21 protein-coding genes are annotated in these 26,887 nt (G+C 44.3%); 20 read left to right on the forward strand and 1 reads right to left on the reverse strand.

All coding sequences use genetic code 11. The features are described from left to right. The first annotated feature begins 73 nt into the window (after positions 1-73). The 20 genes from V6W81_RS10715 to coaD all read left to right on the forward strand — a co-directional run bounded on the left by V6W81_RS10715 (position 74) and on the right by coaD (position 25,523). Entirely contained in the window at positions 74-907 is an 834-nt protein-coding gene (locus tag V6W81_RS10715) for an AraC family transcriptional regulator (RefSeq protein WP_338543092.1), read from the forward strand. A 220-nt stretch (positions 908-1,127) separates the two neighbouring features. Next, entirely contained in the window at positions 1,128-1,916 is a 789-nt protein-coding gene (locus V6W81_RS10720; RefSeq protein ID WP_338543093.1) for an alpha/beta hydrolase, read from the forward strand. Between the two features lie 72 nt (positions 1,917-1,988). Continuing rightward, entirely contained in the window at positions 1,989-2,648 is a 660-nt protein-coding gene (locus V6W81_RS10725; protein WP_338543095.1) for an SGNH/GDSL hydrolase family protein, read from the forward strand. A 97-nt stretch (positions 2,649-2,745) separates the two neighbouring features. Beyond that, positions 2,746-3,648 (forward strand): SMP-30/gluconolactonase/LRE family protein, encoded by a 903-nt coding sequence (locus V6W81_RS10730; protein WP_338543097.1) that lies wholly within the window; start codon positions 2,746-2,748, stop codon positions 3,646-3,648. 472 nt (positions 3,649-4,120) lie between these two features. Next, positions 4,121-7,207, forward strand: coding sequence for a X2-like carbohydrate binding domain-containing protein (locus tag V6W81_RS10735; RefSeq protein ID WP_338543099.1), 3,087 nt, complete (start codon positions 4,121-4,123; stop codon positions 7,205-7,207). A gap of 289 nt (positions 7,208-7,496) precedes the next feature. Then, positions 7,497-9,047, forward strand: a complete 1,551-nt coding sequence (locus tag V6W81_RS10740; RefSeq protein ID WP_338543101.1) for a response regulator transcription factor — start codon at positions 7,497-7,499, stop codon at positions 9,045-9,047. A gap of 18 nt (positions 9,048-9,065) precedes the next feature. Beyond that, positions 9,066-10,835 carry a sensor histidine kinase gene (locus V6W81_RS10745; RefSeq protein ID WP_145046217.1) on the forward strand — a complete coding sequence of 590 codons (1,770 nt, stop codon included), beginning with the start codon at positions 9,066-9,068 and terminating at the stop codon, positions 10,833-10,835. 359 nt (positions 10,836-11,194) lie between these two features. Further along, positions 11,195-12,487 (forward strand): ABC transporter substrate-binding protein, encoded by a 1,293-nt coding sequence (locus V6W81_RS10750; RefSeq protein ID WP_145046528.1) that lies wholly within the window; start codon positions 11,195-11,197, stop codon positions 12,485-12,487. A gap of 146 nt (positions 12,488-12,633) precedes the next feature. Next, on the forward strand, positions 12,634-13,524 hold the full coding sequence (locus V6W81_RS10755; protein WP_056701149.1) for a carbohydrate ABC transporter permease: 891 nt from the start codon (positions 12,634-12,636) through the stop codon (positions 13,522-13,524). After that, entirely contained in the window at positions 13,517-14,347 is an 831-nt protein-coding gene (locus V6W81_RS10760; protein WP_145046219.1) for a carbohydrate ABC transporter permease, read from the forward strand. Before V6W81_RS10755 ends, V6W81_RS10760 begins: the two co-directional genes overlap by 8 nt. Positions 14,348-14,504: 157 nt before the next feature. Next, positions 14,505-17,555, forward strand: coding sequence for a glycoside hydrolase family 2 TIM barrel-domain containing protein (locus V6W81_RS10765; RefSeq protein WP_338543104.1), 3,051 nt, complete (start codon positions 14,505-14,507; stop codon positions 17,553-17,555). A 148-nt stretch (positions 17,556-17,703) separates the two neighbouring features. Then, positions 17,704-18,012: a hypothetical protein gene (locus tag V6W81_RS10770; protein ID WP_239289586.1), complete on the forward strand. Its 309-nt coding sequence runs from the start codon at positions 17,704-17,706 to the stop codon at positions 18,010-18,012. Positions 18,013-18,066: 54 nt separating this feature from the next. Beyond that, positions 18,067-18,351, forward strand: coding sequence for a hypothetical protein (locus V6W81_RS10775; RefSeq protein ID WP_338543107.1), 285 nt, complete (start codon positions 18,067-18,069; stop codon positions 18,349-18,351). Positions 18,352-18,437: 86 nt separating this feature from the next. Next, a complete protein-coding gene (locus V6W81_RS10780) occupies positions 18,438-18,734 on the forward strand; it encodes a hypothetical protein (RefSeq protein WP_338543108.1) in 297 nt (98 codons plus the stop codon). A gap of 167 nt (positions 18,735-18,901) precedes the next feature. Then, positions 18,902-19,837, forward strand: coding sequence for a LytTR family transcriptional regulator DNA-binding domain-containing protein (locus V6W81_RS10785; protein WP_338543109.1), 936 nt, complete (start codon positions 18,902-18,904; stop codon positions 19,835-19,837). Between the two features lie 302 nt (positions 19,838-20,139). Further along, a complete protein-coding gene (locus tag V6W81_RS10790) occupies positions 20,140-20,985 on the forward strand; it encodes an ABC transporter ATP-binding protein (protein WP_338543111.1) in 846 nt (281 codons plus the stop codon). Beyond that, entirely contained in the window at positions 20,982-21,689 is a 708-nt protein-coding gene (locus V6W81_RS10795) for an ABC transporter permease (RefSeq protein WP_338543112.1), read from the forward strand. The genes V6W81_RS10790 and V6W81_RS10795 overlap by 4 nt, the downstream gene beginning before the upstream one ends. A gap of 83 nt (positions 21,690-21,772) precedes the next feature. Beyond that, complete coding sequence (secA2, locus tag V6W81_RS10800; protein WP_338543113.1) at positions 21,773-24,058, forward strand: accessory Sec system translocase SecA2; 2,286 nt, start codon at positions 21,773-21,775, stop codon at positions 24,056-24,058. Positions 24,059-24,406: 348 nt separating this feature from the next. Further along, positions 24,407-25,015, forward strand: a complete 609-nt coding sequence (gene rsmD / locus V6W81_RS10805) for a 16S rRNA (guanine(966)-N(2))-methyltransferase RsmD (protein WP_338543115.1) — start codon at positions 24,407-24,409, stop codon at positions 25,013-25,015. A gap of 1 nt (position 25,016) precedes the next feature. Further along, a complete protein-coding gene (coaD, locus tag V6W81_RS10810) occupies positions 25,017-25,523 on the forward strand; it encodes a pantetheine-phosphate adenylyltransferase (RefSeq protein WP_056701152.1) in 507 nt (168 codons plus the stop codon). On the opposite strand, the gene V6W81_RS10815 is transcribed toward coaD, so the two are convergent. Next, positions 25,501-26,814, reverse strand: coding sequence for a nucleoside recognition domain-containing protein (locus V6W81_RS10815; RefSeq protein WP_338543117.1), 1,314 nt, complete (start codon positions 26,812-26,814; stop codon positions 25,501-25,503). The genes coaD and V6W81_RS10815 overlap by 23 nt on opposite strands. Positions 26,815-26,887: the final 73 nt, after the last annotated feature.

Consider the following 26,887-nt stretch of genomic DNA (forward strand, 5'->3'; position numbering starts at 1 on the left):
AAAATATAAGAAAAGTAATGACGCATATAAGAATATGGAAATGATATATTTGCAATGATGAGGAGGGAAGCATGTGATCATATCAGCTCAGCATGAACGTTACTTTATGACTTCAAGGGATCAGACCCTTCCGCTTTACATCGAGAGCATTGGTTATAATGGGAGCCAAGAGAGCGTGAAGAGACCCGCAGGATACCCCTGTTATCACTGGTTGCAGACGGTTAAGGGAGCTGGAGAGTTCAGATTTGCCGGTTCAACCTTGATCCTGGGGGAGTCATCCGGCATATTAATGCCACCAAACGTACCTCATGAATACTTGCGCTCCCAAGGCGATTGGGAGACTTTGTATATTACATTTGCTGGTTCACAATGTTCTGCGATTACGGAGGGGCTCGGTTTGGGAGAGGCGGCTATCTATCAATGGGAAGTAGACAGTCCGCCAGAGCATTATGGTAGACAAGTGCTTGGTTCAATGGGAAGTGATCAGGATTTATCTGGACTAGAGGCTTCTGCGGATATGTATCGATTTTTGATTCTATTGAAAAAGCATGGGATGAAAGGCAGTCGCTCATCGATCTCACATGCAGTTGAGAGACTGGCGCCGTTAATAGCCTATATGGAGCGGCATTATGCTGATCCAGATATTGGACTGGAAGAGATGGCAGCAATCCTTGGAATCACACCTAGACATTTGAATACTCTATTTAAGCAATCCTTCGGTATGACGGCGTACAGCTATTTTATTCTTTTGCGCATTCGCAAATCGAAAGAGCTCATGACTGGAGATCGTATGCTAACGATTAAGGAAACGGCTACCAGGGTGGGTTTCCGTGATGCGAGCCATTTTGTCGCTACATTTCGCCGTATTGAGCATGTAACGCCTGAACAATTTCGGACATTATACTAATCTTTATATCTACAATTGTGCCAAATCTCACTATGCATGTGGACATAATTCATGTAACCTATAACCAAATGACTAGGGAGCTTGAGATAAGCCCTAAATAATGATGCTGTTCAGATATTGATGACCGAAGCTGGTTGCCGTTATGATGGTATCAATTCCAAAAGTAGTGAGCCTGTGCAAAGGAATGAAACCGTTGTACGGAGAGAAAGGATGAGTCGAATTGACATCAATTATTCCATTATGGGATCACGCCGCACCTTATGCAGCGATTGGGCATGAGGATGAAATGCCTCATCTGATTCCTTTTATTCACCCGGGTTCCGAGAGCGCTGTCATTATATGCCCAGGAGGCGGTTATGGATTTCTTGCCGACCATGAAGGCGCACCGATCGCTGAATTGTTGAATCGTGCAGGCATTAGCGCATTCGTGCTTAAATATCGCGTGGCACCACATCAGCAACCTGCACCCCTAACAGACGGTCAACGGGCTATCCGATATGTGCGTGCCCACGCAGAAGATTTCGGGATTCATCCTTCCAAAATTGCTGTGCTTGGTTTCTCAGCTGGCGGTCATCTGACAGCTATGCTGGGAACGGTATACGATGAAGGGCAAACCGAGCATGCTGATCCAATTGAACGTGTGAGCTCACGCCCGGATCGAATTATTCTGTGTTATCCGGTCATCACGATGGAATCTTATGGACATGCTGGTTCTCGGGAAAATCTATTAGGTCCTGAGGCTTCAGACGAACTAGTTATAGCGTATAGTGCGGAAAAGCAAGTGAAGGCCGATGCACCTGAAGCATTCATCTGGCATACAAGCGATGATGGAGCGGTTCCTGTCCAAAATAGTTTGCGTTACGCTCTTGCACTAGGCACACATGGTATTCCGTATGACTTGCACGTGTTTGAGAAGGGCTCCCATGGATTAGGACTCGCTGAGGACAATGCAGCGGTAAGTGCCTGGTCTGGACTATGTCTTACCTGGTTGAAAAATCAAGGCTGGTAAGGGTGAGAGCTGAATATCATCACCATCCTTCAACATGCTTCATCATGCCTGAATGCAGAGGAGAAATTGATCATGAAATTTCAAAGAAATGATAAAGTCCTTTTTATCGGGGATTCCATTACAGATTGCGGACGTGAACATCCTGTCGGGGAAGGAAGCAATGGTCTAGGACACGGTTACGTAGCCCAAGTGTATGCTCTGCTTCGTTCCATATATCCTGAATTGATGTTACGTGTGCAAAATGTGGGTAATGGTGGGAATACGATTCGTGATCTGAAGCAGCGCTGGGATCGGGACGTCCTGGATCTTAAACCAGACTGGCTGACCATCATGATCGGAATTAATGATGTATGGCGTCAATTTGACAATCCATTATCTACAGACTCACATGTATTCCTTGAGGAATATGAATCCACACTGCGAGAGCTGGTTGCATCGGTTCGTCCAAGCCTAAAAGGACTTGTGCTTATGACGCCTTATTATTTGGAAGCGAATCCAGAAGATCCAATGCGTGCTACGATGGATATTTATGGTGAAGCTGTGCGCAGAGTTGCTGCGGAATTCGATGCAATCTATGTGGACACACAGGCTGCTTTTGCTCCATTCTGGGATCATTATTATACTTCGGTTCTGACGTATGACCGGGTGCATCCGGATGCAACAGGTCACATGGTGTTGACGAAGGCGTTTCTAGATGCGGTTGGATTCGAATGGTCAGGTGGAAGCAAGTAACGGTCAGAATTATTTGTTCAAACGTCTGCTATATTTCTATCTTCTCGGCACGGAGAACCTGAACTTAAACATGCACTTATAGAAAGGATGCGATGAAATGAGTAGCTTGAACATTGCGGTACATAGTCATGCGTTGTTGGGGGAAGGTCCAAGCTGGGACGCTGAACAAGGTCGCTTGTTGTGGGTCGATATCGAAGGCTTCAAGGTACATGTCTTTGATCCGTCTACAGGTAGTGATCAGGCTTATGATGTGGGCGAACATGTAGGAGCCGTTGTCCCTTATCGTAGAGATGAAGTCATCGTGGCTTTGCGAAGTGGATTCCATGCTTTTCATCTGGGGACAGGACAACTTCAACGTATCGAAGAAGATCCGGAACGCGGCATCGAAACGAACCGTTTCAATGATGGCAAGTGTGATGCCCGTGGAAGATTCTGGGCTGGCACGATGGGGATGGGCAATGGTGATCGAGAAACGGGAGCTTTGTATTGTTTAGAAGAGGGGAAACCAGTTAGAAAAATGGTCGATCATATCTCCACCTCTAATGGTCTGGGCTGGAGTGTGGATCATCGTTCAATGTATTATATCGACACACCTACAAGATCCATAGATCGGTTCGATTATGATTTGGAAGAGGGCACCATCGCCAATCGTACTTCGATCATCTCCATTCCTGAGGAAATGGGCTATCCTGATGGCATGTCCGTAGATGCAGAAGGCATGTTATGGGTCGCGCATTGGGGCGGAGGACGTATTACACGTTGGAACCCTGATACAGCTGAACTGCTTGAACAGATCGTAGTGCCTGCTGATCAGGTGACCTCGTGTTGTTTTGGCGGTGTAAACTTGGAAGACCTCTACATTACGACTGCAAGAATTGGTATTTCCGAAGAACGACTCTTGGAAACACCAGATGCAGGCTCTGTATTTGTCATTAAGCCAGGAGTGAAAGGGCAGAAAACCAATGCATATGGCAGCTCCAACCATCTAACTTGCGAGTAGTGAGTTGATTGAACGGTAAATTGGACTATGCCTGTTTTTGGATGGATAACTCAGCCATCGATCTCAGCATCACGTAGAATATTTTTATCGCATATAAATAAGACCTTCTTAGGTTAGCCAGGACTACTGGTTAGCCTTTTTGTTGTATTTTGATACGACAAAAAATTCACCAAAAAAATTAGTGTATGACAAGAATTGGAGCAGGATTTTTATTTTTGCCAACGAATGTTATTTATTGATAATATTTTACAATATTTAAATCGGTAATGACATGCAAGAGAAGTTGTAAATTATAGGTCTTTAGTTCGTTTTGTAAGCGCTTAACTATAATGGGCGGAGAGGAGGTGGGGCTTGTTCCGATATGAGGTCGCACCGCAGGTCTAGAAATACGATATGCTTACGCATTAAGTCATCCTGAGACAGCAGGGTTGAACCGGATGTAATGAACATATTGAAGAGGAGGCGAAGTTAAATGAAAACGTTTTTGGGAAAATTGCGGGTGGTCAGCCTAACGCTTGTTGTGGCTACAGCATCTTTAGGAATACTAGCAGGTGCAACGGAAGCTGCACCATCGGAGCCCTATCAGTGGAAAAGTGTAGTGACAGGTGCGGGTGGTGGCTTTGTTCCCGGGATTATTTTCAATGAATCTGAGAAAGACCTAATCTATGCTCGTACGGATATTGGAGGAGCCTATCGATGGAATCCGTCCAATGAGAGCTGGATTCCGCTGACTGATTTCGTTGGCTGGGACGACTGGAACAAAAACGGGGTAGATGCTCTTGCAACAGATCCGATTGACCCTGATCGGGTATATATGGCTGTTGGAACCTACACCAATTCATGGGATCAAAATAATGGTTCCATCCTCCGATCAACGGATCGAGGTGATACTTGGCAGACAACGACTCTTCCATTCAAGGTTGGCGGTAATATGCCAGGACGTTCGATGGGAGAACGGCTGGTCATTGATCCGAATGATAATCGTATTTTGTACTTTGGTGCGCGAAGCGGCAACGGGCTCTGGAAAAGCACAGATTATGGAGTAACCTGGAGCAAAGTGACGAGCTTTCCGAATCCAGGAACCTACGTACAAGATCCTAGTAACGATTACACCAGTGATATTGTCGGTCTAGCATGGATCACTTTTGATAAAACGACGGGTTCATCAGGACAAGCTACACAGACGATCCACGTGGGGGTGGCTGACCAAAACCAAAGTATCTATCGTAGCACGGATGCAGGTACGACCTGGACGGCGGTTCCAGGCCAACCGACAGGCTTCTTGCCACACCATGGTGTGCTGGATTCGGATGGTAGCCTCTATATCTCATATAGCGACGGAGTAGGTCCGTATGATGGCGAGAAAGGTGACCTGTGGAAGTTGAATACCACAACAGGTGCATGGACCAACATCAGTCCGGTGCCAAGCAGCAGCTCAGATAATTATTTTGGGTATGGTGGACTCACTGTAGATGCGCAAAACCCTGGCACGTTAATGGTTGCTACCCTGAACTCATGGTGGCCTGATGCCAATCTGTTTCGCAGTAAGGATGGGGGGGATACCTGGACACGAATCTGGGAATTCGACGGTTATCCCAACCGTAAAATGCGTTATACACAAGACATATCAGCAGCCCCTTGGTTAACATTCGGCGTCAATCCCGCTCCACCGGAAGTGTCTCCGAAGCTTGGATGGATGATCGGTGATCTGGAGATCGACCCCTTTGATTCGGATCGAATGATGTATGGAACGGGTGCAACGATATATGGAAGTGATAATCTAACGAATTGGGATAAAGATACGAAAATTGATATTTCCGTGAAAGCCAAAGGTTTGGAGGAAATAGCTGTACTGGATTTAATCAGCCCACCTAGTGGAGCACATCTAATCAGCGGCGTGGGGGATGTTGCAGGTTTCCGTCATAATGATCTGGATCAAGCCCCTGCAACCATTTTTACGAACCCCAATTATGCTTCAACAGAAAGTCTTGACTTTGCGGAGCTAAGTCCAGGAACGATGGTACGCGTAGGTAAAGCTGATTACAGTGCAGATCCAAATGCCAAATCAATCGGTTTATCCAACGATGGTGGAACGACATGGTATAAAGCCAATGCTGAGCCTGCCGGCACAGCAGGGGGTGGCACTGTAGCGATCTCAGCAGATGGAAATCGTCTGGTCTGGAGCACGTCAGATAAAGGTGTGTATTACTCTGCGACGAGTGGTAACTCATGGATCGCAAGCTCTGGCATACCTGCACAGGCTAAAGTCATATCCGACCGTGTCAATCCAAATAAGTTTTATGCATTTGCCGCAGGTAAAATCTACGTAAGTGTCAATGGTGGAGCATCGTTCACGACTTCGGCAGCAACGGGTCTTCCTGTGGATGGTAATTCAGATCTGGATGCCGTTCCAGGCATTGAGGGAGAAATCTGGTTTGCGGGTGGTAATGAGGAAAGTGGCCCTTATGGACTATGGCGTTCTACAGATTCGGGAGCTAGCTTTAGCAAATTGTCTAATGTGGAGGAAGCTGATAGCATTGGTTTCGGTAAAGCAGCTCCCGGACAGGATGTGGTTGCTCTCTACACAATCGCCCAAATTGATGGTACACGTGGCTTCTTCCGTTCAGATGACGGCGGTGCAAGCTGGGTCCGCATTAACGATGACCAGCACCAGTATGCTCGTGTAACCACCATTACTGGAGACCCTCGAATTTACGGAAGGGTGTACTTGGGAACGAATGGACGTGGCATCCTATACGCTGATCCAGTTGGTGGGAACAATGGTGGAGGTGGAAATCCTCCTGTATCGAATTCTTCCATTCATCCGTTGACAGCTGAATTTGATCTGGCTACAGAACATCAGGCTGATATTTCGATTAACTTGACACTAAACGGAAATACGTTAAGTTCGATCCGTGTAGGCAACAGTACACTGACCGAAGGTACAGATTATACCTTTACAGGCAGCCAAGTGATTTTAAGCAAAACGTATCTAGCCACACTACCTGTGGGCAAGACCGCATTCCGTTTTGTGTTTAGTGCAGGTAACGATGCCAATTTCAATCTGAATGTTAAAAAAACAACTACACCTCATCCAGAGCCAACGGGTACTGTGCGAATCGAAATGTATAATGCGTCAACAGCCGCAACAGGCAGTTCGATTAATCCTAAATTTAAGTTAACCAATACAGGTACCACAGCGCTTAATCTGGCAGACGTAAAGATCCGTTATTATTACACCATTAACGGTAATGAACCGCAGAACTTTTTCTGTGATTGGGCAACCGTTGGTGGCGCGAATGTGACGGGTACCTTCAGTGCCCTTCCAACACCGGTAACCGGAGCGGATTCTGTTCTTGAAATCGGATTTACGAGTTCAGCAGGTACACTTGCTCCGGGTCAAAGTACAGAAATTCAAACACGCTTCTCCAAAAACAATTGGACTAATTATACGCAGACCGATGACTATTCCTTCGCTAGTAGCCATTCCACATATGAGGATTGGTCTAAAGTAACTGGTTATATTGCTGGAAATCTGCAATGGGGGATTGAACCTTAGTAGGTAATCAAGGTAATATAAGAAGTCCTGAGACGCCAAAATGCTTCAACTTGGCCGGGGCTTCTTTTTTTGTCGAAAAATAGTGTAATATAGGTATATACTATAGGGATCTCTGTTACTTTTGACCTCAGAGCCAAAAGAAAATTATGGAAGCTTCATAGGATATAAAAAGAGGTGTAAATACACTGATTTTTGTGTAACCGCTAACACGTAACTGCGGCATACACGATATGAATAAGGTATAATTTGTAGAGATATAGAGGGAACACTAGATAAGGGGGTCGCGATCATGAACCGGTTGTGTAAGGTATTGATTGTTGACGATGAATTTCTTGTAAGACAAGGGATTAAGCATCATATGAATTGGGAGGCCGAAGGCTTTCAGATCGTAGGCGAAGCCTCCAATGGTGAAGAAGGACTTGAGCAGGTTCGTATGCTGAATCCGGATATTGTTATTACCGACATTGTGATGCCTGTCATGGATGGTGAGATGTTTGTTCGTACATTAAAAGCACGTCATCCACAGATCGAAGTAATCGTACTTAGCAGCTTCAGTGAATTTGAATATGTTCGCTCGACCCTTCAGCATGGAGCGGCAGATTATATTTTGAAACCCAAATTGGATACGAATGAATTGTTAGAGGTGCTTCAGCGCACGGCGGGCAAAATTCCCGAACTGCAGTTTGAACCTTCGCATGATGGTTGGCGTCTTGGACAATTAATGGAGAAAATGCTCTCAGGCTTCACCCTCGGTGAGGATGAAGAGATGGATGTCGTGCAAGAGACGTTTCCGCACACGTGCTTCCGTCTGCTTGTGTTCCGACTCAAGGATTCCACTACGAAGCAGCATACGCTTATAGACAAAGAATCGATGGCATTGGCGCTGAAGAAACATCTGCCAGATGTAGAGTACGCGCTTGTACCTACTCAAGGTGAGCTACCTGTCGTATTGTTTAATGTTGATCCTGTGAAGGATGATTGGATAGTTGACCGGATCAAACATCTAGCTGTTGACCATGAAGCAGGAGAACCCGGTTCTTCGTGGGCGCTGAGCGATAGCTTTAGTTCTTTTGAAGCGATGGGTGAAGTGTATCGGAATCATCTGGTCAAACTGATGGAGTATCGTTTTTATTTTGAGGATCGTCCTCTCCTGGTGTACAGTGAGCTTCCACCTCTGCATCCAGCTGGTTATCAGTTTAATGTGAATATGTTCTTGCAGCATATTAAACGCAATCGCACAGAGGCAGCGAGAGAATATTTGCAGGATCATGCGAAGACTCTTGGCAGAGACTATATTGCAGATGTGTTTGGCATTAAGTCATTCCTCGGTAATCTCATCTTCAACGTGACGATCACTCTCTCTGATATGGATGTTCAGTCGAGCGCGTTAGAAGAGAGCAAGTACACGTATTTCAAAAATGTAGACGGGTCAACCACGCTTCGTGAAGCGATTGATGTACTGGATTCATTCATGAGAGAAGTGCAAGCTTGTACTTCTGGTGAAGGTAGTCGTAGAAGTGATCCCAACATGAAGATGTTGTTGGAATATATGCATGAGCATTTTGACAGGCCCCTTGGTCTTGCTGACGTAGCGAAGCATTTTCATTTTAATCCATCTTACTTATCCAGTTATTTCTCTTCTCACAAAAAAGAAGGTTTTAACGAATATCTGAACAAAATTCGAATTGAAAAGGCAGAGGAGCTCCTACGATCGGATGATGTGACGATCTCTGAGATCAGCAGCATGGTAGGTTATTCGGATCATAGTTACTTTTGCAAAGTGTTCAAAAAATTTACCGGACTATCACCAAGCCGATACCGGCGCAAATTCTGGGCTTAAAGTCAGAAGGATTAGATCATGAAGAAATGGATGAATCGTTTATCGAGCCTGGGATTATTCCCTAAATTATTTCTAGTAATGGTCGTCAGCATCGTTCTGGTCTCTGTGCTTATTCTGTGGACGACCATTCATATGTCAACCAACTTATTTACAGATACGTTTAGCATAACGAACTCGAAGGTGCTTAGTCAGATTAAAACGAATTTTGAATCGTTTAATGATGCAGTTGCTGCTGTTACCAACAATGTAGCGCAGAGTGGAGCCATTCGTGGTTTCCTGTCGGAAGGCGATGCAGATTCCATCTCCATGGCAAAATCCTTCTATAATATGAGGGAAACGATGAATCGCGTTCAGACCATAACCGAATCATATGAAGTAGGGATTACGATTGTTGGGATCAATGGACGGAGCTATTCCACCAACCGGGCTCATCTTCAGATGTCAGTGGATGAATTGAAGCAGCAGCCGATTACTGTTCAAGCGGCCGAGTCCCCGAGTCGTCTTATCATTGATGATTTTCATAATGAGACTGATACGGGCAAACTTCAGATGATCTCTGCAACTAAAGCGCTGACAGATCGAATGCGTAGCCGAATATACGGAACAGTGTATGTCACCATGAGAGAAGATGCATTCCGGCAGTTCTATACCAGCTTTACAAGTCGAGGTAATGATGTCGTCATCATGAACGAAAAGGGCGAGATCGTGTCTTCTAATCGGGAGGATTGGATTGGAACAACACAGCAGGAGTTGCTGTCCTACGCCCAGGAGATGAACGGAAGTTCCTCCAAAAACATTAATGCACGTGTAATGGGACAGGATAGCATCATTTTGTCCGAGTATCTGCCTTTCTATCGATTCTACCTGGTTAATGTGGTGGATAAAGAGCTCGCTATGGGTCAACTCATCGATATGAAGACCGTAGCTCTTATCTGTGCAGCTATTGTAGTAGGTGCCTTAATTCTGGTATTCCTGATTACAAGTCAGATTACCAAGTCACTGCGTAGATTGGTGAAGCAGATGTCCAACATTACGAAGAGTGATCTCGACAACTATATCCCGGTAAGTGGTAGTTACGAGAGCAAGCAACTAGGTCATGCTTATAACTACATGCTTGATGAACTCCATGATTACGTGGATCAGTTAGTACAGACACAACGAGATCAGCGTAATGCAGAGCTTGCGGCCTTACAGAGCCAGATTAACCCACACTTTTTGTACAACACACTCGCTTCTGTCAAAGTCCTAGTGCAGCAGGGCAATAAGGATCGCGCAGCAGAAACGATTAATGCACTTATTGGACTGCTACAGAATACGATCAGCGATGTAAGTGAGACGGTCACAGTCGAACAAGAAGTGGAGAATCTGAAGAATTACGTCTTCATCAATCACGTTAGATATGGAGGGCGGATCAAAGCAGCCTTCTATGTGGCTCCTGATTGTAATCACTATCATGTACCTAAGCTCGTCATTCAGCCTTTTATCGAGAATGCCTTTTTCCATGGATTTATCAAAAAGGAAACGGGTACAATTCATGTCTTGGTCTCTAGAGCAGGCGAATCCCTTATCTGCGAAATCATGGACAATGGTGACGGGATTGAAGGGCTTAATATGGGCGAGACGTTACCTAACCCGAAAAACAACCGTCAACTATTCAGTGGTATTGGTATTCGTAATGTACACGACCGGATCGAGCTGTTATATGGGGCACCCTATGGTGTCACGATTATGAGTAATGTGGGAGAAGGAACACGAGTTACCGTTACGCTTCCTTTGATTACGAACTGAATAAAATGGCGTGTAACCAATAGAAACATTGCTATATCGCAGTGTTGTCTGAAGCCCCTCGTTCTCTGGAAGTGTCAGAGAACGAGGGGCTTTTATATGCTTTATTTAAAATGAAAATGCACATTTGTAATATATCTAGATTGAGAAATTACAAAATCAAAAGAAATTACAAAAAACTAAATTTAGTGCAAGCGGTTTCTGTAAAGGTTTTCATTGTGGCAATAAGATGACAAATCCGTACAAAATTATTACTAACGAATGAAGATATGGGAATGATAAGATGAATACATCGGAAGCAACCGCTTTCAGAAAACGTAAACAAATTTACACACAAAGAGGTCGAAGGGGAGTTGAATGATTTGAAAAAAATGTGGGTATTGATGCTCGCTACAGTATTGTTATTGTCCGCATGTTCATCCGGCGGTGACGGAGGTTCTGCAGCTGGTGGTGGTGACGAGAAAGCGAACGAAATCACAATTTGGGCTTGGGACAAAGCATTTAACGTTGCAGCAATGGAAACTGCAAAAGAAGCATATGCAAAAGAAAATCCTGATTTGAAAGTAAATATCATTGAGTACGCGCAAGCGGACATCATTCAAAAGCTGAACACTGGACTTAACTCCGGAACAAGCAGCGGTCTTCCAAACATCGTTCTGATTGAAGACTACCGTGCGCAAAGCTTCCTGAATGCATACCCTGATGCGTTCAAAGATTTGTCTTCCAACATCACAGCTTCCGATTTTGCAGATTACAAACTCGGACCAACAGCTTTTGATGGCAAACAATACGGAGTTCCATTTGACTCTGGTGTTGCAGGTCTTTACTACAGAACAGACTTGCTTGAGCAAGCAGGTTACAAAGCTGCTGACTTGCAAGACATCACTTGGGATGACTACATCGAAATTGGTAAAGCTGTAAAAGAAAAAACAGGTAAAGAACTTCTTTCTCTTGATCCAAATGACCTCGGAATCATTCGTATGATGATTCAAACAGCAGGCAAATGGTATTCAGCAGAAGATGGTAAAACACCTGACCTGGCAAACAATGCTGCTCTGAAAGAAGCTTTCACGACTTACAAAGCGATGATGGATGCAAACATTGTTAAATTGCACTCTGACTGGAGCCAATTCATTGCAAACATGAATAATGGTAGCGTAGCTTCCGTTCCTACTGGTAACTGGATTTCACCATCTATCCGTCAAGAAGCTTCCCAATCTGGCCAATGGGCTGTAGCACCTATGCCGAAAATGGCTGGTCAACCAAACTCTGTACATGCAACAAACTTGGGTGGTAGCTCATGGTATGTAATGGACGTTCCTGGTGCAGATCAAGCAGCTGACTTTGTGGCAAAAACATTTGGTTCTGACAAACAATTGTATCAAGATTTGTTGAACAACATCGGTGCAATCGGTACGTACAAACCAGCAGTTGATGGCGATGCTTATGCTAAAGCAGATGAGTTCTTCGGTGGACAAAAAATCTTCACTGATTTCGCTAAATGGACTACAGAAATTCCAAGCGTAAACTATGGTATCAACACTTATGCAATCGAAGATATCCTAGTTGTTGAAATGCAAAACTTCCTGAACGGCAAAGCAATTGACGACGTTCTGGCTGATGCACAAAAACAAGCTGAAGCACAATTTAACTAAGATATCCAAGGTAACTTAAAGAACCCAATGATACATCGGAGCCATCTCCCATGTCCGGCACAAGTTGAACTGAACCGGACACGGCGAGAGGCTCTGTGGGTTCTACCCATGTTCCATGGAGAGAGAGGAGCCATACTGTGAAAGCCATGAATACAGGAGACAGTCTCCAAAAGAAAAATAATTTGACTGGATGGGCTTTTGTTTTGCTGGCTGTTGTCGGAATTGTTGCATTTTACTTCTATCCGATGGTCCAAGCGCTGCTCTTATCTTTCAAGTCTGGTGTAGGAGCCAATCTTGAATTTACGGGCCTTTCTAACTACAAAAGATTGTTCATTGATACAACGTTCCGTACAGCATTATTCAATACGTTCATTTACTTGATCATTCAAGTTCCTGTAATGATTATTCTCGGTTTGTTTATTTCCGTATTGCTGAATGACAGCACATTGCGCTTCCGGAGCTTCTTCCGTACAGCGATTTTCTTGCCTTGTGTAACTTCACTTGTAGCTTACTCTGTTGTATTCAAATATTTGTTTGCTCCAGACGGTATGGTTAACCAAGCATTAATGGGCTTGCACATTATTGGCGATCCTATTCAATGGATTACAGACCCGTTCTGGGCTAAAATTACGATCATAATCGCCGTTACTTGGCGTTGGACCGGATATAATATGATTTTCTATCTGTCATCTTTGCAAAACATCGATCAATCGATCTATGAAGCAGCAAGAATTGACGGAGCTAATGCATTCACTCAATTCTTCAAAATTACTGTACCTTTGCTCAAACCGATTATCCTCTTCACATCGATCACATCAACGATTGGTACACTGCAAATCTTCGATGAGATTATGAATATTACCAAAGGTGGTCCGGGTAACGCGACCATGTCGATCTCACAATATATCTACAACCTTTCGTTCAAATATTCACCAGACTTCGGTTATGCAGCAACAGTTTCGTATTCCATCGTAATTTTGATCATTATTTTGTCCATTATCCAGTTTAAAGTGGCAGGTGATAATAAAAATGGCTAAAGCTAAAGCAAAACGGATTTTCACATACGTGTTCTTATCCATCGTCGCCTTTGTATCCATTTTCCCATTTTTCTGGATGCTGGTCAGTGCAACAAATGCATCAGTTGATGTAACGAAGGGTAGATTGCTGCCAGGTTCAGCTTTCCTTGATAACTTCAGCAAGCTGCTTGATTCGACAAATCTAGTGCAGGCTCTGGGGAACTCAGCCCTGATATCAATCATTTCCACTGTGCTGGCATTGTTAATCGGCTCCATGGCTGGTTATGGTTTTGAAGTATACCGCACGAAGTCCCGTGATATCGTGTTTAATATTCTATTGTTGTCCATGATGATTCCATTTGCAGCGATCATGGTACCACTATATCGTATGTTCGCAACGATCTCTGGGGTTACTCCAGTTATCGGAATTAACACAATGGCAGCTGTTATCCTGCCAACGATTGCCACAGCGTTCCTGATCTTCTTCTTCCGTCAGAACACCAAAATGTTCCCGAAAGATTTGCTGGAAGCTGGTCGTATTGATGGTCTGAGTGAACTTGGGATCTTCCTGAAGATCTACATGCCAACAATGAAAACAACATATGCAGCAGCTGCAATCATTACATTCATGAGCAGCTGGAATAACTATCTGTGGCCACTCATTGTGTTACAGACACCTGATCAACAGACCATTCCATTGCTGATCTCGAACCTCGGTGCAGGTTATGCTCCGGATTACGGAGTAATCATGACAGCGATTGTTATTGCAACACTGCCTACAGCAATTGTATTCTTCATCATGCAGAAACACTTTGTTGCAGGTATGGTTGGTTCCGTTAAATAATGAAAACAGCATAAACTGTCCAGAATGGACAGAGTGCAAGAGGAGAGAAGAGGACGCCAGAGATGGCGTGCCTCTGTCTTTCTGTTTGTTTAGGGAAATAGTTGCGTCGAGAGTATATAAAACAAGCAAATTTTCGTTCTAAAGGGAGAGAGAGCCGATGAAAGCAACACAAGCAGATATCAATTGGTTGGGAGACGTTAGTGTATTTGAGGTAAATCGTCTTCATGCTTACTCTGATCACCGATACTATAGAACCATGGAAGAGGCTGTTACTTCAGGTCAAATGAACATGCGCTACGATCTGAACGGAACCTGGAAATTTAACTATGCGGTTCGTCCAGACAGCCGTCCTGAGTTTTTCTACAAGTCCGACTTCTCCAGTGAGGGTTGGGACGATATTGAAGTTCCAGGACATATTCAGCTTCAAGGATACGGTCAGATGCAATATGTAAATACTCAGTATCCATGGGATGGATTGAATGAACTGCGTCCACCAGCATTACCACAGGACAAAAATCCAGTCGGAAGTTATATTCGTTCGTTCCACCTGCCAACAGGCTGGCAGAACAACCCTGTATATATTTCGTTCCAAGGCGTAGAGTCTGCATTCTACGTGTGGCTTAACGGGCAATTCGTAGGATACGGTGAGGATAGCTTCACTCCATCGGACTTTGATCTCACGCCATTCCTTCAGGAAGGCGAGAACAAGTTGGCGGTTGAAGTTTATCAACGTAGTACAGGTAGCTGGCTAGAGGATCAAGACTTCTGGCGTTTCTCCGGTATCTTCAGAGATGTGTATCTGTACACAGTACCTGCTGCCCATGTTCGCGATGTACATGTTCGCACTGATCTGGACAAAACGTACACGAATGGTACGTTGCAGGTTAATCTGAAGCTTGAAGGTCAAGCGGCTGCAGGAGCTAAGGTTGAAGCTGAACTACGCGATGCAGAAGGAAACACAGTCAAAACGTTTGCATCCGATGTGAAAGACGGGTTGGTTAGTCTTCGTGAAGAGATCGGTAAAGTAAACCTGTGGAGTGCAGAAATTCCGTACTTGTACCGTCTCTATATTCGTGTATATGATGCCAATGGAGCATTGGTTGAAGTCGTTCCTCAGGCTGTTGGATTCCGTACATTTGAAATGATTGACAAAGTGATGCACATCAATGGTAAACGCATCGTGTTCAAAGGTGTGAATCGCCATGAGTTCAACCCGCGTCGTGGACGTGCTGTAACGAAGGAAGACATGTTATGGGATGTTCGTACGATCAAACAGAACAATATGAACGCTGTACGTACATCACACTATCCGAACCAAAGTCTGTGGTATGAGCTGTGTGATGAATACGGACTGTATGTTATTGACGAAATGAACTTGGAAACACACGGATCTTGGCAGAAGCTGGGTGTGGTTGAGCCTTCTTGGGTTATTCCAGGCGACAAACCAGAGTGGCATGATATCGTTATGGATCGCGCAATCTCCATGGTTGAACGAGATAAAAACCATCCGTCGATTATTATCTGGTCTTGCGGTAACGAATCCCACGGTGGTGAAGTGATCTATAAAGTATCCCAGTACTTTAAATCTGCTGATCCAACACGTCTGGTTCATTATGAAGGTGTCTTCCATGATCGTCGTTTCAACGATACAAGTGATATGGAATCCCGTATGTATGCGAAGCCGGCTGACATTGAGGAGTTCCTCAACGCTAACCCAGATAAGCCATATATTAGCTGTGAGTACATGCATGCTATGGGTAACTCCATTGGTGGTATGCATAAATACACAGAGCTTGAAGACAAGTACCCAATGTATCAAGGTGGCTTCATCTGGGATTACATTGACCAATCCGTATACAAGAAAGACCGTTACGGCAAAGAATTCCTTGCCTACGGCGGAGACTTCGGAGATCGCCCTTCGGATTATTCCTTCTGTGGTAACGGAATTGTGCACGCAGATCGTAAAGTGACTGCTAAAATGCAGGAGGTTAAATTCCTGTATCAAAATATTAAGCTCTTCCCGGATCGTAATGCGGTTAAAATTGTTAATGATAACTTGTTCGCGGATACATCTGAACTTGAACTGGTTTACAGCTTGGAGCGCGAAGGCCATGAAGTCGTTCGCGGTACGCTCGAAGTGAACGTTCAGCCGCAAAGCGAAACAGTGGTGAACCTTCCAATTGATGTGGAAGGGCTGTCCGCAGCTGAATATGCTGTGAATACAGCATTCGTTCTGAAATCTGCTACATTGTGGGCAGACCAAGGAGAAGAGGTTGCATTCGGACAATTTATTTTCAAACAAGAGAATAGTTCAAATGAGACGACTTCCGTTGATGCAAATCAAGTTCATGAGATTCGCGTGGTAGAAGGCGATGTTCACATCGGGGTACGTGTTGGACAGACACATGTCTTGTTCTCCAAAGCTTTCGGAACACTAGTATCCCTTCAATTCTCAGGACGTGAAACGATTGCTCAACCTCCACTGCCATTGTTCTGGCGTGCAACGACAGACAATGACAAAGGAACTGCAATGGGCTTCGAGCTTGGCGCATGGTATGCAGCAAGTTTGATGCCAAGATGTGTAGAATGGAAAGCAGAACAGCAATCCAACGCGTACCGTATTGAATTCACTTATAAGCTGAACATCTCCGCTGATGTGCAAGTGAAGGTTGCTTATACAGTACGTCATGATGGAAGTGTACATGTTCATAACGCATACAAAGGAACAGCAGGATTGCCTGAGCTTCCAATCCATGCACTGTCCTTCAAAACATCACCAGAATTCAGCAACGTCGAGTGGCTTGCACTCGGACCAGAAGAGAACTATGCTGACCGTGCTTTCGGCGCGCGTCTGGGCATCCATGCAAGCACTGTTGCAGATACAGTTGCTCCTTACCTTGTTCCACAGGAGTCTGGTAATCGTACAGGCGTACGCTGGGCAAAAGTAACGGATCATGCGGGACGTGGATTCAAGATCGAGGCAGCTTCTGCTCCGGTTGAACTCAACGTTTCTCCATATACAGCATTTGAGTTGGAAAATGCACAACACGCGTATGAGTTGCCTCCTGTGCACTATACTGTCGTGACTGTTGCTGGTAAACAAATGGGTGTCGGCGGTGACGATAGCTGGGGAGCTCCGGTTCATCCAGAGTACCGAATTGCATCCAATGGTGAATTGGAGTTCGAATTCGTGATTCGTTCACTTTAATAGAAATAAGCAGTAAAGAGGTCTCCATCCGATGGAGGCCTCTTTCTTTTGGTGTAGGCTAATGCGGATGAACATTTTTCCATTGAAACCGTATCCAGACAAACTCGTATTAAATTAGATAGTAGACATCGCATAATGGGGGGATTACATGATGAGTAGAAAAGCGAAAACGGGAGTATGGGTTACCTCTTTAGCTGTACTCGGCATTATCGTGGGGTGCTTCATATGGTATTTCAATACCGCTTCCGGAGAACGTGCACTCAAAACGATGAGATCGAATAATGCGGGTGGTCTTGAACGAGTAGTCAAAGTGTACAGCGATTCTGGTGAGTTGATCCATACGTACGAGGGCAAAATCGATCTACAAGATACGGAGTATGGCAATAAAGTATTATTTGATCTGGACGGTAAACGTATCGTTATCTATAATGCGACGGTGATCAGTGAGGAGAAGTGATGTAATTATTAATGTAACTGATGTAATACCTTCTTCTGAAAAGGAGGCGTTGGTGTGAACACGGGAATAGTGCTGCTTACGATGCTTGGTATGAGTGCCTTTTACGGTCTGATTGGATATTTCCTGATCGGATTTGTGGCTAGGAAAATATGGAGGCATTCCTTAGATCGTTATCAAATTATACAGATTCTCCTCGTTCTATCCATAGTATTTGTCATTGTGCAAGCCATTCGATATCAAAGTTGGGCTCTGGCCTTGCCTATAACAGGCATTCTGGTGCCTATGATTAGTATGATGACAACGTATAGGAGAAAACAAGCAAAAAAACATATGGAATAACCATAAACGCCAAAGCAGATGGTAGAATCTTTATTTTATTGGTAAGATAGGGAAAATAGATGCGGAGTAAAGCGGGGAACTAAGAAATGTATCTTTTGTCTGGATTCATCGTATTGTTAGGTGGAATAGCGATGTTGGTCTTGTGCTGTGTGCTGGTATACTTCTTCATATCTCTTGTTTCTCGCAAAGGCTTCAAGCGGATACTGCAAAAACATGACATTATCGAAATCATGGTGTGGACGGGGTTGATCCTCTTATCGGCGATGTTGATTGTGCAACAATCATGGTTTGTACTTTTACCCATTGTGTTGTTGATGATGACGATGATCAAATTACGACGTACCAATCGGAAACTAAGAGCTATACTTGGCGAGGATACCTAAATATGCCTCCGTATACAATGACACATACTATATAGATTAACGAGTGAAGGTTGACTAAATGACCTATATTAGTCGGCCTTTTTTAATATGGAATTAACGTAGACATATTCTTACATTGAAGAAAAAAAGGTTTACATAATCTACGAAATACTAATCTGGAGGGTATTATGGAATTTCAACCAATCTACATACATGGGAAATTAACGATACCAAAGATCGAGCTCAATCTGGATAGCAATACAGTGGTTGGCATTATAACAGACTTGAAACGAAAGCAGCTTTTGATGGATCAATTGGTCGATCAAGCGCAATATCATTTGCTTCGAGTACAACAAGGCGAATATATGAATCTAAGGGTAGAAGAGCTAATTACGTTTCTAATTCGAGTAACGGAAAGGACGGATCGTGTTGCTAAGTTAATCGATTATTTTGCTTTACAAGGTGAGCGGAAGGTAAAAATGAAGCATCTAAGCCCGTCGAGAAGAATGTATGTGACATTGCTGCGCGTATTTTTTGCACATCAGCCCACCCTTGTATTGGAGGAGCCTTATTTCTATCTGGAAGAAGACGATCGTCGTCATTTCAAGCAGATTTTAGATGATCTTTCAAAAGGCAAACAGATCTTGATTCTAACTTCGAATTTAGAGGATGCGATGATATCGTGTGATACAATTTATCGTCTGAACGAAGCGGGATTTCATCCACTGGACATTCGTGATACAGAAGTTGATGAACAGGGGGTACAGGAACAAGATCAAGCGAATATAACGCTGCAGAAAATTTATACGAAAAAAAATGATAAAGTAATTTTATTTAATCCGCCTGAAATTGATTACATAGAAAGTCTGAATGGTTCGATTCTTGTCCATGTTGGTGGAGAAAGTTTTGACTGTGCTCTGACGTTAACCGAGCTTGAACAGCGATTGTTGAATTTCGGATTTTTTAGATGTCATCGTTCTTACATCGTGAACCTACAAAAAGTTAGAGAGATTATTACCTGGACGAAGAATAGCTATAGCTTGAGACTAGACACAGGCAAAGATGCGGTAGTCCCATTATCGCGTTCCAAATTACAAGAATTAAAAGTACATCTCAACATTTGATTTCCGGGGAAATATCTAGGGTGTGTCTGAACACTCCGGAGGGAGCAGATCTTATTGAATTTTCGTTCCAAGCAAGGAAGTTTTCCGCAGGCGTGTCGGGGCACGTCAAGGGAAAGTGACGTAGCAGGGGGCGAAAAGGCGGTAGAAGATGCACTTCAGCGAGTTTTGGGACACACCCTGATATCCATTCAGTCCATATGGGTACCATTCAGATGCGCACAGCTACATTTCAGCGAGTTTTGATGGTTGATAGCATGTAATCTTAATATGCTGAGAACATCAACGGTAAGGAAGTGATCTGAATGAACATGATTCAAGTCGAGCATATTCGAAAGAGATTTGGTGATAAAGATGCATTATCAGAAGTCTCTTTTTCGATTCCCCGAGGTGAAATTTTTGGTTTTCTTGGCCCGAGTGGTTCAGGAAAAACAACATTAATTAAGATATTAACTGCGCAGTTAACTCCAACGAGTGGAAAGGCTAAGGTGTTTGACCAGTCGGCATCGATGATGTATCAATCGGCTCAGAAGATGCGTTTTGGTATGTTGTCTGATACCAGCGGACTATATGAGAGGTTAACGGTAGAAGAAAATCTAGAGTTATATCGTCAGTTATATGATCTCTCTCCGTCCTCGATTGATAAAGTATTGCAATTCGTGAATTTAGTTGGAGAACGTAAAAAGAAGGTTCATCTCTTGTCGAAAGGAATGCGTCAGCGTGTTCTTTTGGCATGCGCGGTGATCCATGAGCCGGAATTATTATTTTTGGATGAACCTACCTCGGCCTTAGATCCAGTGAACTCTTTACATATCTATAAAGGGCTGCGTTACTTAAACGAGAAAGGAACTACGATTTTCCTAACAACACATGACATGGCAGAAGCTGAATTGTTATGTGACCGTATAGCGATTTTGTATGAAGGGAAAATTCAAACCATTGGAAAGCCCAAGGAGCTAAAAAAACAACATCGGGAAAACATCATATCTGTCGAACTATTTAATGGGGAATCGTACGAGCTTCCGATGAATGCAGAAACAGCTAACCTCATTGCAGATTGGATGAAACAAGGACGAATTGATCGAGTAGAAACAAAAGAGCCGAGTCTTGGCGAGATCTTTATCAAACTGACAGGAAGTGAGTTACTATGAGTATCTCATTAAAGCGTATTCGAGCAATATTTATTAAGGATTACAAAGAATTCTCACGTAATTACGGCATTTCCGTTATTTTAATTATTCCAATTGTCTTTGCCTTTCTATTTCGTGGTGCTGATTCGTCTTCGGGAGCTATTGCTTTTCTTCTCAATTGCTCATTTGTAATTCTGACTTGTCTAGCACAAGCTTGTTTAATAGCTGAAGAAAAGGAACGTAATACATTGCGTTCTTTAATGATGACCCCTGCGACAACCACTGATGTTTTAATTGGAAAAAGTGCTTTGGTGTTTGTCATGTCTGGTGTTGTTCTCGCAATCGTTACATACATATTGGGGTACGAGCCAGCTAGTATGTGGGCGTATGTGGCAGCACTCTTCATATCGACTATCCTATATACTGCAATCGGAACGATATGTGGTCTGTTCTCTAAGACGCTACTTGAGGCATCGTTAACTATACTTCCTGTAGCGACCATATTTGCTGGGGCACCTTGGGGAGCGCAACTTGTGAATGACTATCCGATCTTTAAACTGCTGGAGTACATGCCAAGCAGTCAATTTGTACATTTATTAAGCGTCTCTCCTGCGGGCTATACGATGGGAGAACTATTGAAGCCACTGCTTATTATTTTGGTATGGACGATTGTATTAACAATCGTATCTGTAATTCTATATCAGCGACGGTTAAAGGATGAGTAGATAAATAAACGCTTAGGAAGCGTTCTAATTTAACTTACGTTAGTCATCATCGAATCATTTCGTTTTGCCAAGGGGGGCTGAATGTGCGAAATACCGTCGTGAAGTTGGTACAAGAGTTCAAAGACCGTGATTCCAGACAGAGGCTGGAAGGCTACCGAAGCATCGTTAACTTGATTAGAAAACAGGACTTAGAAGCATGGGACGATGGACAATTACAAGCTGAATTTCTCCGATTGCAAAGAGAGGCTAACTCGGGCACAGCCTTAGAGGAATTACTTGTTGATCTCTATGCATTGGTCTGTGAGGTCGCGAAGAGACAGCTTGATATGCAGCCATATGATGTGCAGATAATAGCTGCGATTGCACTACATGAGAGTGTACTGATCGAGCAGCAAACCGGGGAAGGGAAAACCCTATCTGCTGTGATGACCGCTTGTTTGAATGCATTGACTGGTCACGGGGTTCATGTGCTGACGTTTAACGATTATTTAGCACATCGCGATGCGAAGTGGATGGAGCCAATCTATCGATTTCTAGGCTTAACAGTAAGTTCGGTTCAAGCGGGTATGAGTCTGAGCGAGAAACGTGGAGCCTATGCCAAGGATATAACGTATGTTACGGCTAAAGAAGCCGGATTTGACTACTTGCGGGATACCATTGCATTATCCAAAGACGAACTGGTTCATCGTCCTTTCCATTACGTTATTATCGACGAGGCAGATTCCTTACTACTTGATGAAGCGAGGGTTCCATTAGTTATCAGTGGCGCATCAGGTACTTCTAGCGATGACTTTATTCAATTTGCTGAAGTGGTTCGACAGCTCGTGCCATTAGAGCATTTTCATTTCGACGAATTCCAACGTAACGTATATTTGAATGAAGCAGGCTCAGCAAGAGCAGAGTCATTGCTTGAATGTGGCAATTTATACGACAGCCATAACAGTCATTTGTTAACGTCATTAAATTGTGCGTTACATGCCGAAACGTTGCTAAGAAGAGATGTCGATTACATCGTTAGAGATGGTGGAATAGAGCTGATTGAAGAATTTACGGGTCGTGTGGCAGAGAATCGATACTTACCTGAAGGACTGCAAACGGCACTTATGGCAAAGGAAGGACTGCAATCAAAAGTTGGCGGGAAGATCCTTGGAACGATTACGATTCAACACTTTATTAGTCTGTATCCAAGAATTAGCGGAATGACGGCTACAGCGCTCGCTTCCAGCATGGAATTTAAAAGGATGTATGAACTTGAGGTTGTTGAGATTCCGCCCAACCAAACAAATAAACGAATCGATCATCCACATAGAATATACACACACCAAGAAGCCAAACTCAAAGCACTGGTGCAAGAAATCGTGACTGTTCATGCAACGGGGCGTCCAATGCTTATAGGTACGTCAAGCGTTCAAGAGTCTGACAAGCTAGCGGAGGCACTAACTGTTGCGGGCGTAGATTGCCATATTTTGAATGCAAAGAATGATGCGAAAGAGGCTCAAATGATTGCCAGAGCCGGAGAAATTGGCGCTGTAACGGTGTCGACCAATATGGCAGGACGTGGTGTCGATATTCGACTTGGGGGAGGCGATCTTACTCAAGTAGACCGAGTTTCGAAACTGGGTGGGTTGTATGTCATTGGGACACATATGAACGAAAGTTTGCGGATAGATAACCAGCTACGTGGACGCTCTGGTCGCCAAGGAGACCCTGGGGATTCTGTTTTTTATGTAAGTTTAGAGGATGATTTGTTAGTTCAATTCGGCATTCATGATGCGATTCGGGTGCCTAAGCAAGATGAGGTTCTCGATGCGCCGATAGTACACAACAAATTAGAACATACTCAGCGTGTTATGATGGGGCAAAACTTCGATCTTCAGCAGGAACTGAACCGTTATTCGGATATGATAGAAGATCAGAGACGAATTCTACATAAGGAAAGGTTCTCTATACTGAATGGGGATTTACCGATGAGTCCTTCGGAGCAGCGGGTTCGCCTTTTTTATATCGATGAGTTCTGGGCAGACCATCTAGCATATGCATCTTATATGCGGGAAAGCATCCACCTGGAGAGCCTTACTAACCAGAATCCATTGGATGAATTCCACAGACATATCACCGAAGCATTTGAACAACTTCCGGCTAAAATAGCTAAGGAGTCGGCAAATATGCTAACAAGGCTCGATGGGTCGAATGATCCAGCCAAATGGGAGCAGTTCGGTCTAAAGAGTCCTACCTCCACTAATACCTATATGATCAGCGATCAGTACATGGATTACTTACAGAATCGCAGTTCTTGGAATGCGGGCACTATCGTTGCTTTTTGGATCCGTAGGATGTTAAAGCCAGTATTCGGGTGGTCCAAATTTTGATCAGGTCAACAGCACACGAACAACAAAATAAAAACCTACCAGAAATCGCTCTGATAGGCTTTTATTCGGAGACCTCTTTCGAGGTCTCCTTTCATGGGAGAGGAGAAACCGGACGAAGAGCTTATGGGGAAACGTAAGTCTTCTCCGCGGTTGTCTACGACACTTGTGATGTCGATAATTATAGAATAGCCAGGAGATTTCCTTTTTATACATAATTGTCAATAATGAATCAACAATTCTTTTCGGTTTATTCGTAATCAATAAAAGCGACTATTTTTCAAACTCATCCCGATTGTGGTACGATAGCTGTATCAATAAACTTACATAGAGAGAATAGGTGACTCATTCGTGAGAGTGGTATCTGGAAGTGCAAAAGGTAGACCGTTGAAGGCGGTTCCGGGCACAGGAACGCGGCCGACCACCGACAAGGTGAAGGAAGCGTTATTTAGTATGATAGGCCCTTATTTCGAGGGTGGAACGGCATTGGATCTGTTTGCGGGCAGTGGTGGTCTCGGAATTGAGGCGCTGAGCCGTGGCATGGACAAGGCTGTTTTTGTTGATTTGGAACCAAAAAGTATTGAAGTCATTCGTATGAATCTGACAGCAACGAAGCTGGAGAATCAGGCAGCAATATATCGAAATGATGCAGGGCGTGCGTTAAAGGCTCTTGCTAAGCGGAGCACCACATTTGATCTCGTGTTTCTTGATCCCCCTTATCGAATGAAGAACGGGGATGAACTTATGCTTACGATGCATGAACTGGAGCTGCTTGAACAGGGTGCAACCATCGTGCTTGAATATGAATCTAAACATCTGTACCCTGAACAATTCGGCCCGTTTGAACAAACGCGCAAGGCATTGTACGGGGAAACTGCGGTTTCCATTTATCATTATGCACCTCATGCATCCGAAGATGGAGAATCTAGCACAGCGGAAGAGGAGGATCTCCATGAGTGAAATGATACATCGTCAAGAACGGATTGCCGTTTATCCAGGTAGCTTCGATCCTGTAACGATGGGACATCTGGACATTATCGCAAGAGCATCGAAGCAGTTTGACCGTGTGATTGTGGCGGTGCTGAATAATATGAGCAAAAACCCACTGTTTACGGTGGAGGAGCGCAAGCAATTAATTACGGAAGTGACTCGTCATCTGCCTAATGTTGAGGTGGATAGCTTCCGCGACCTAACGGCCAATTATGTACGCCAAAAGGAAGCGCAAGTTATCGTGCGGGGTATTCGCTCGGTCACTGATTTTGAATATGAATTGCAGCTGGCTTCCACCAATAGTAAATTGAATCCAGATGCAGAGACGATTTTCATGATGACGAATCCGAAGTATTCGTATCTCAGCTCCAGTATTGTAAAAGAAATTGCGCATTACAATGGAGATGTAACAGATCTGGTATCCCCTGAAGTAGAAGCTGCGCTCCGTCAGAAAATTAGCGAGAAAAACGCCCGTTGAACAAGCGAATCAGTCCCGAAAGACTGATCATAACGACGAGCAGCAGAGCAAGACTGAACATGGCTACCGGAATAGCGTACCCAATGAACGCTAGGCTTGAACTGTTGCTGAACAGGGGGAACCACGGCGGTACAGCCGGCAACCCGATGTTCGTATTGGTTTGAAACGTAGTCCAGACCTCTGTACTGTATCGACTAAAAGGTGCCCATAGAACAAGGCTCATGGCAAAAGCGATGAGTCCATGTATCAACCGTATGGAAACAAAGTCAATCATACTCCTTGCCGCAAGCCCGACTGATTTTAGAACGGCAGAGACCTGCAAATGGGAGCATAGCCCACCCCAGCCTAATACGGCTGCAATGAGAGCGATCATGGTTACAGACGCCAAAGGGGCTTGACTTAGATGGTAGATTCCAAGATGTACTTCCAGCAGAGATGGCCATAAGGCAACCGAAGAACCGGGTGTGAGATAAAGGCTTAGCAGTCGAATGAATACCGCAAATACAATCATAAATCCTCCGGTCATCATCAAGGTCTGAACGGCTTGGGAGACCGTGTCACCAAGTAGCTTACCGAATCCTCGTCCGTCACGGCTACGAGCCTCGCGAGCTGCAAGATTCATACGCAGCCAAAGTGTGTGGCGGGGAACGGTAGCCTTGGAAGATAACATGGAATGTATTTCTGTATGTGCTGATTCTGAAGGATGTGGCGATAAATCTGAGGCCGACCTTGTGCCAATGCTTGCTGCCCGACCTACTGGCAATAGGCGAATACCGATCATGGCGGCGATCCATCCGCTAATCCAATGTATACCGAGTAGAAAGTATCCGGCTACAGGCTGGTGAAGAAAAGCTGTACCCAAGACGATGATAATCATCATTGGATTGGAGAAATGAGCAATGGCTGCCAAGACACCCGCCTGTTTGGCGGTTATTTGTCGATCTTGTACAAGTCGTGCGGCTGTATCGGCTCCTGCAGGGAATCCCCCACACATGCCTACAGCTATGGCTAGTCCAGTCTGACCGGGTAACCGAAACAAACGTTGCATGAGTGGTCCTAACAGAACGCCTAGTGCATCGGTAAACCCAAATGCGGTTAGCATCTGGGAAAGCATGAGAAAGGGCAGCATGGCGGGGAAAATAATTTTCCACCAAATATCAAGCCCTTGAATGGAAGCATCGAAGGCTTCTTTGGGAGATAATACAACGGCAACAACGAGCAACATTGCACCACTACTTAGAAAAATGGTTCGTAACAGGCCCGAACGGGTAACCTCGGTCTGCATATTCATCAATTCACCTCATAGGATATAGCGCCGCGTTTACACACAGGCTGCTGGATGGATGTGGACGGCCGAATGGCGT

It is taken from the genome of Paenibacillus tundrae, assembly GCF_036884255.1.
Classification (GTDB): domain Bacteria; phylum Bacillota; class Bacilli; order Paenibacillales; family Paenibacillaceae; genus Paenibacillus.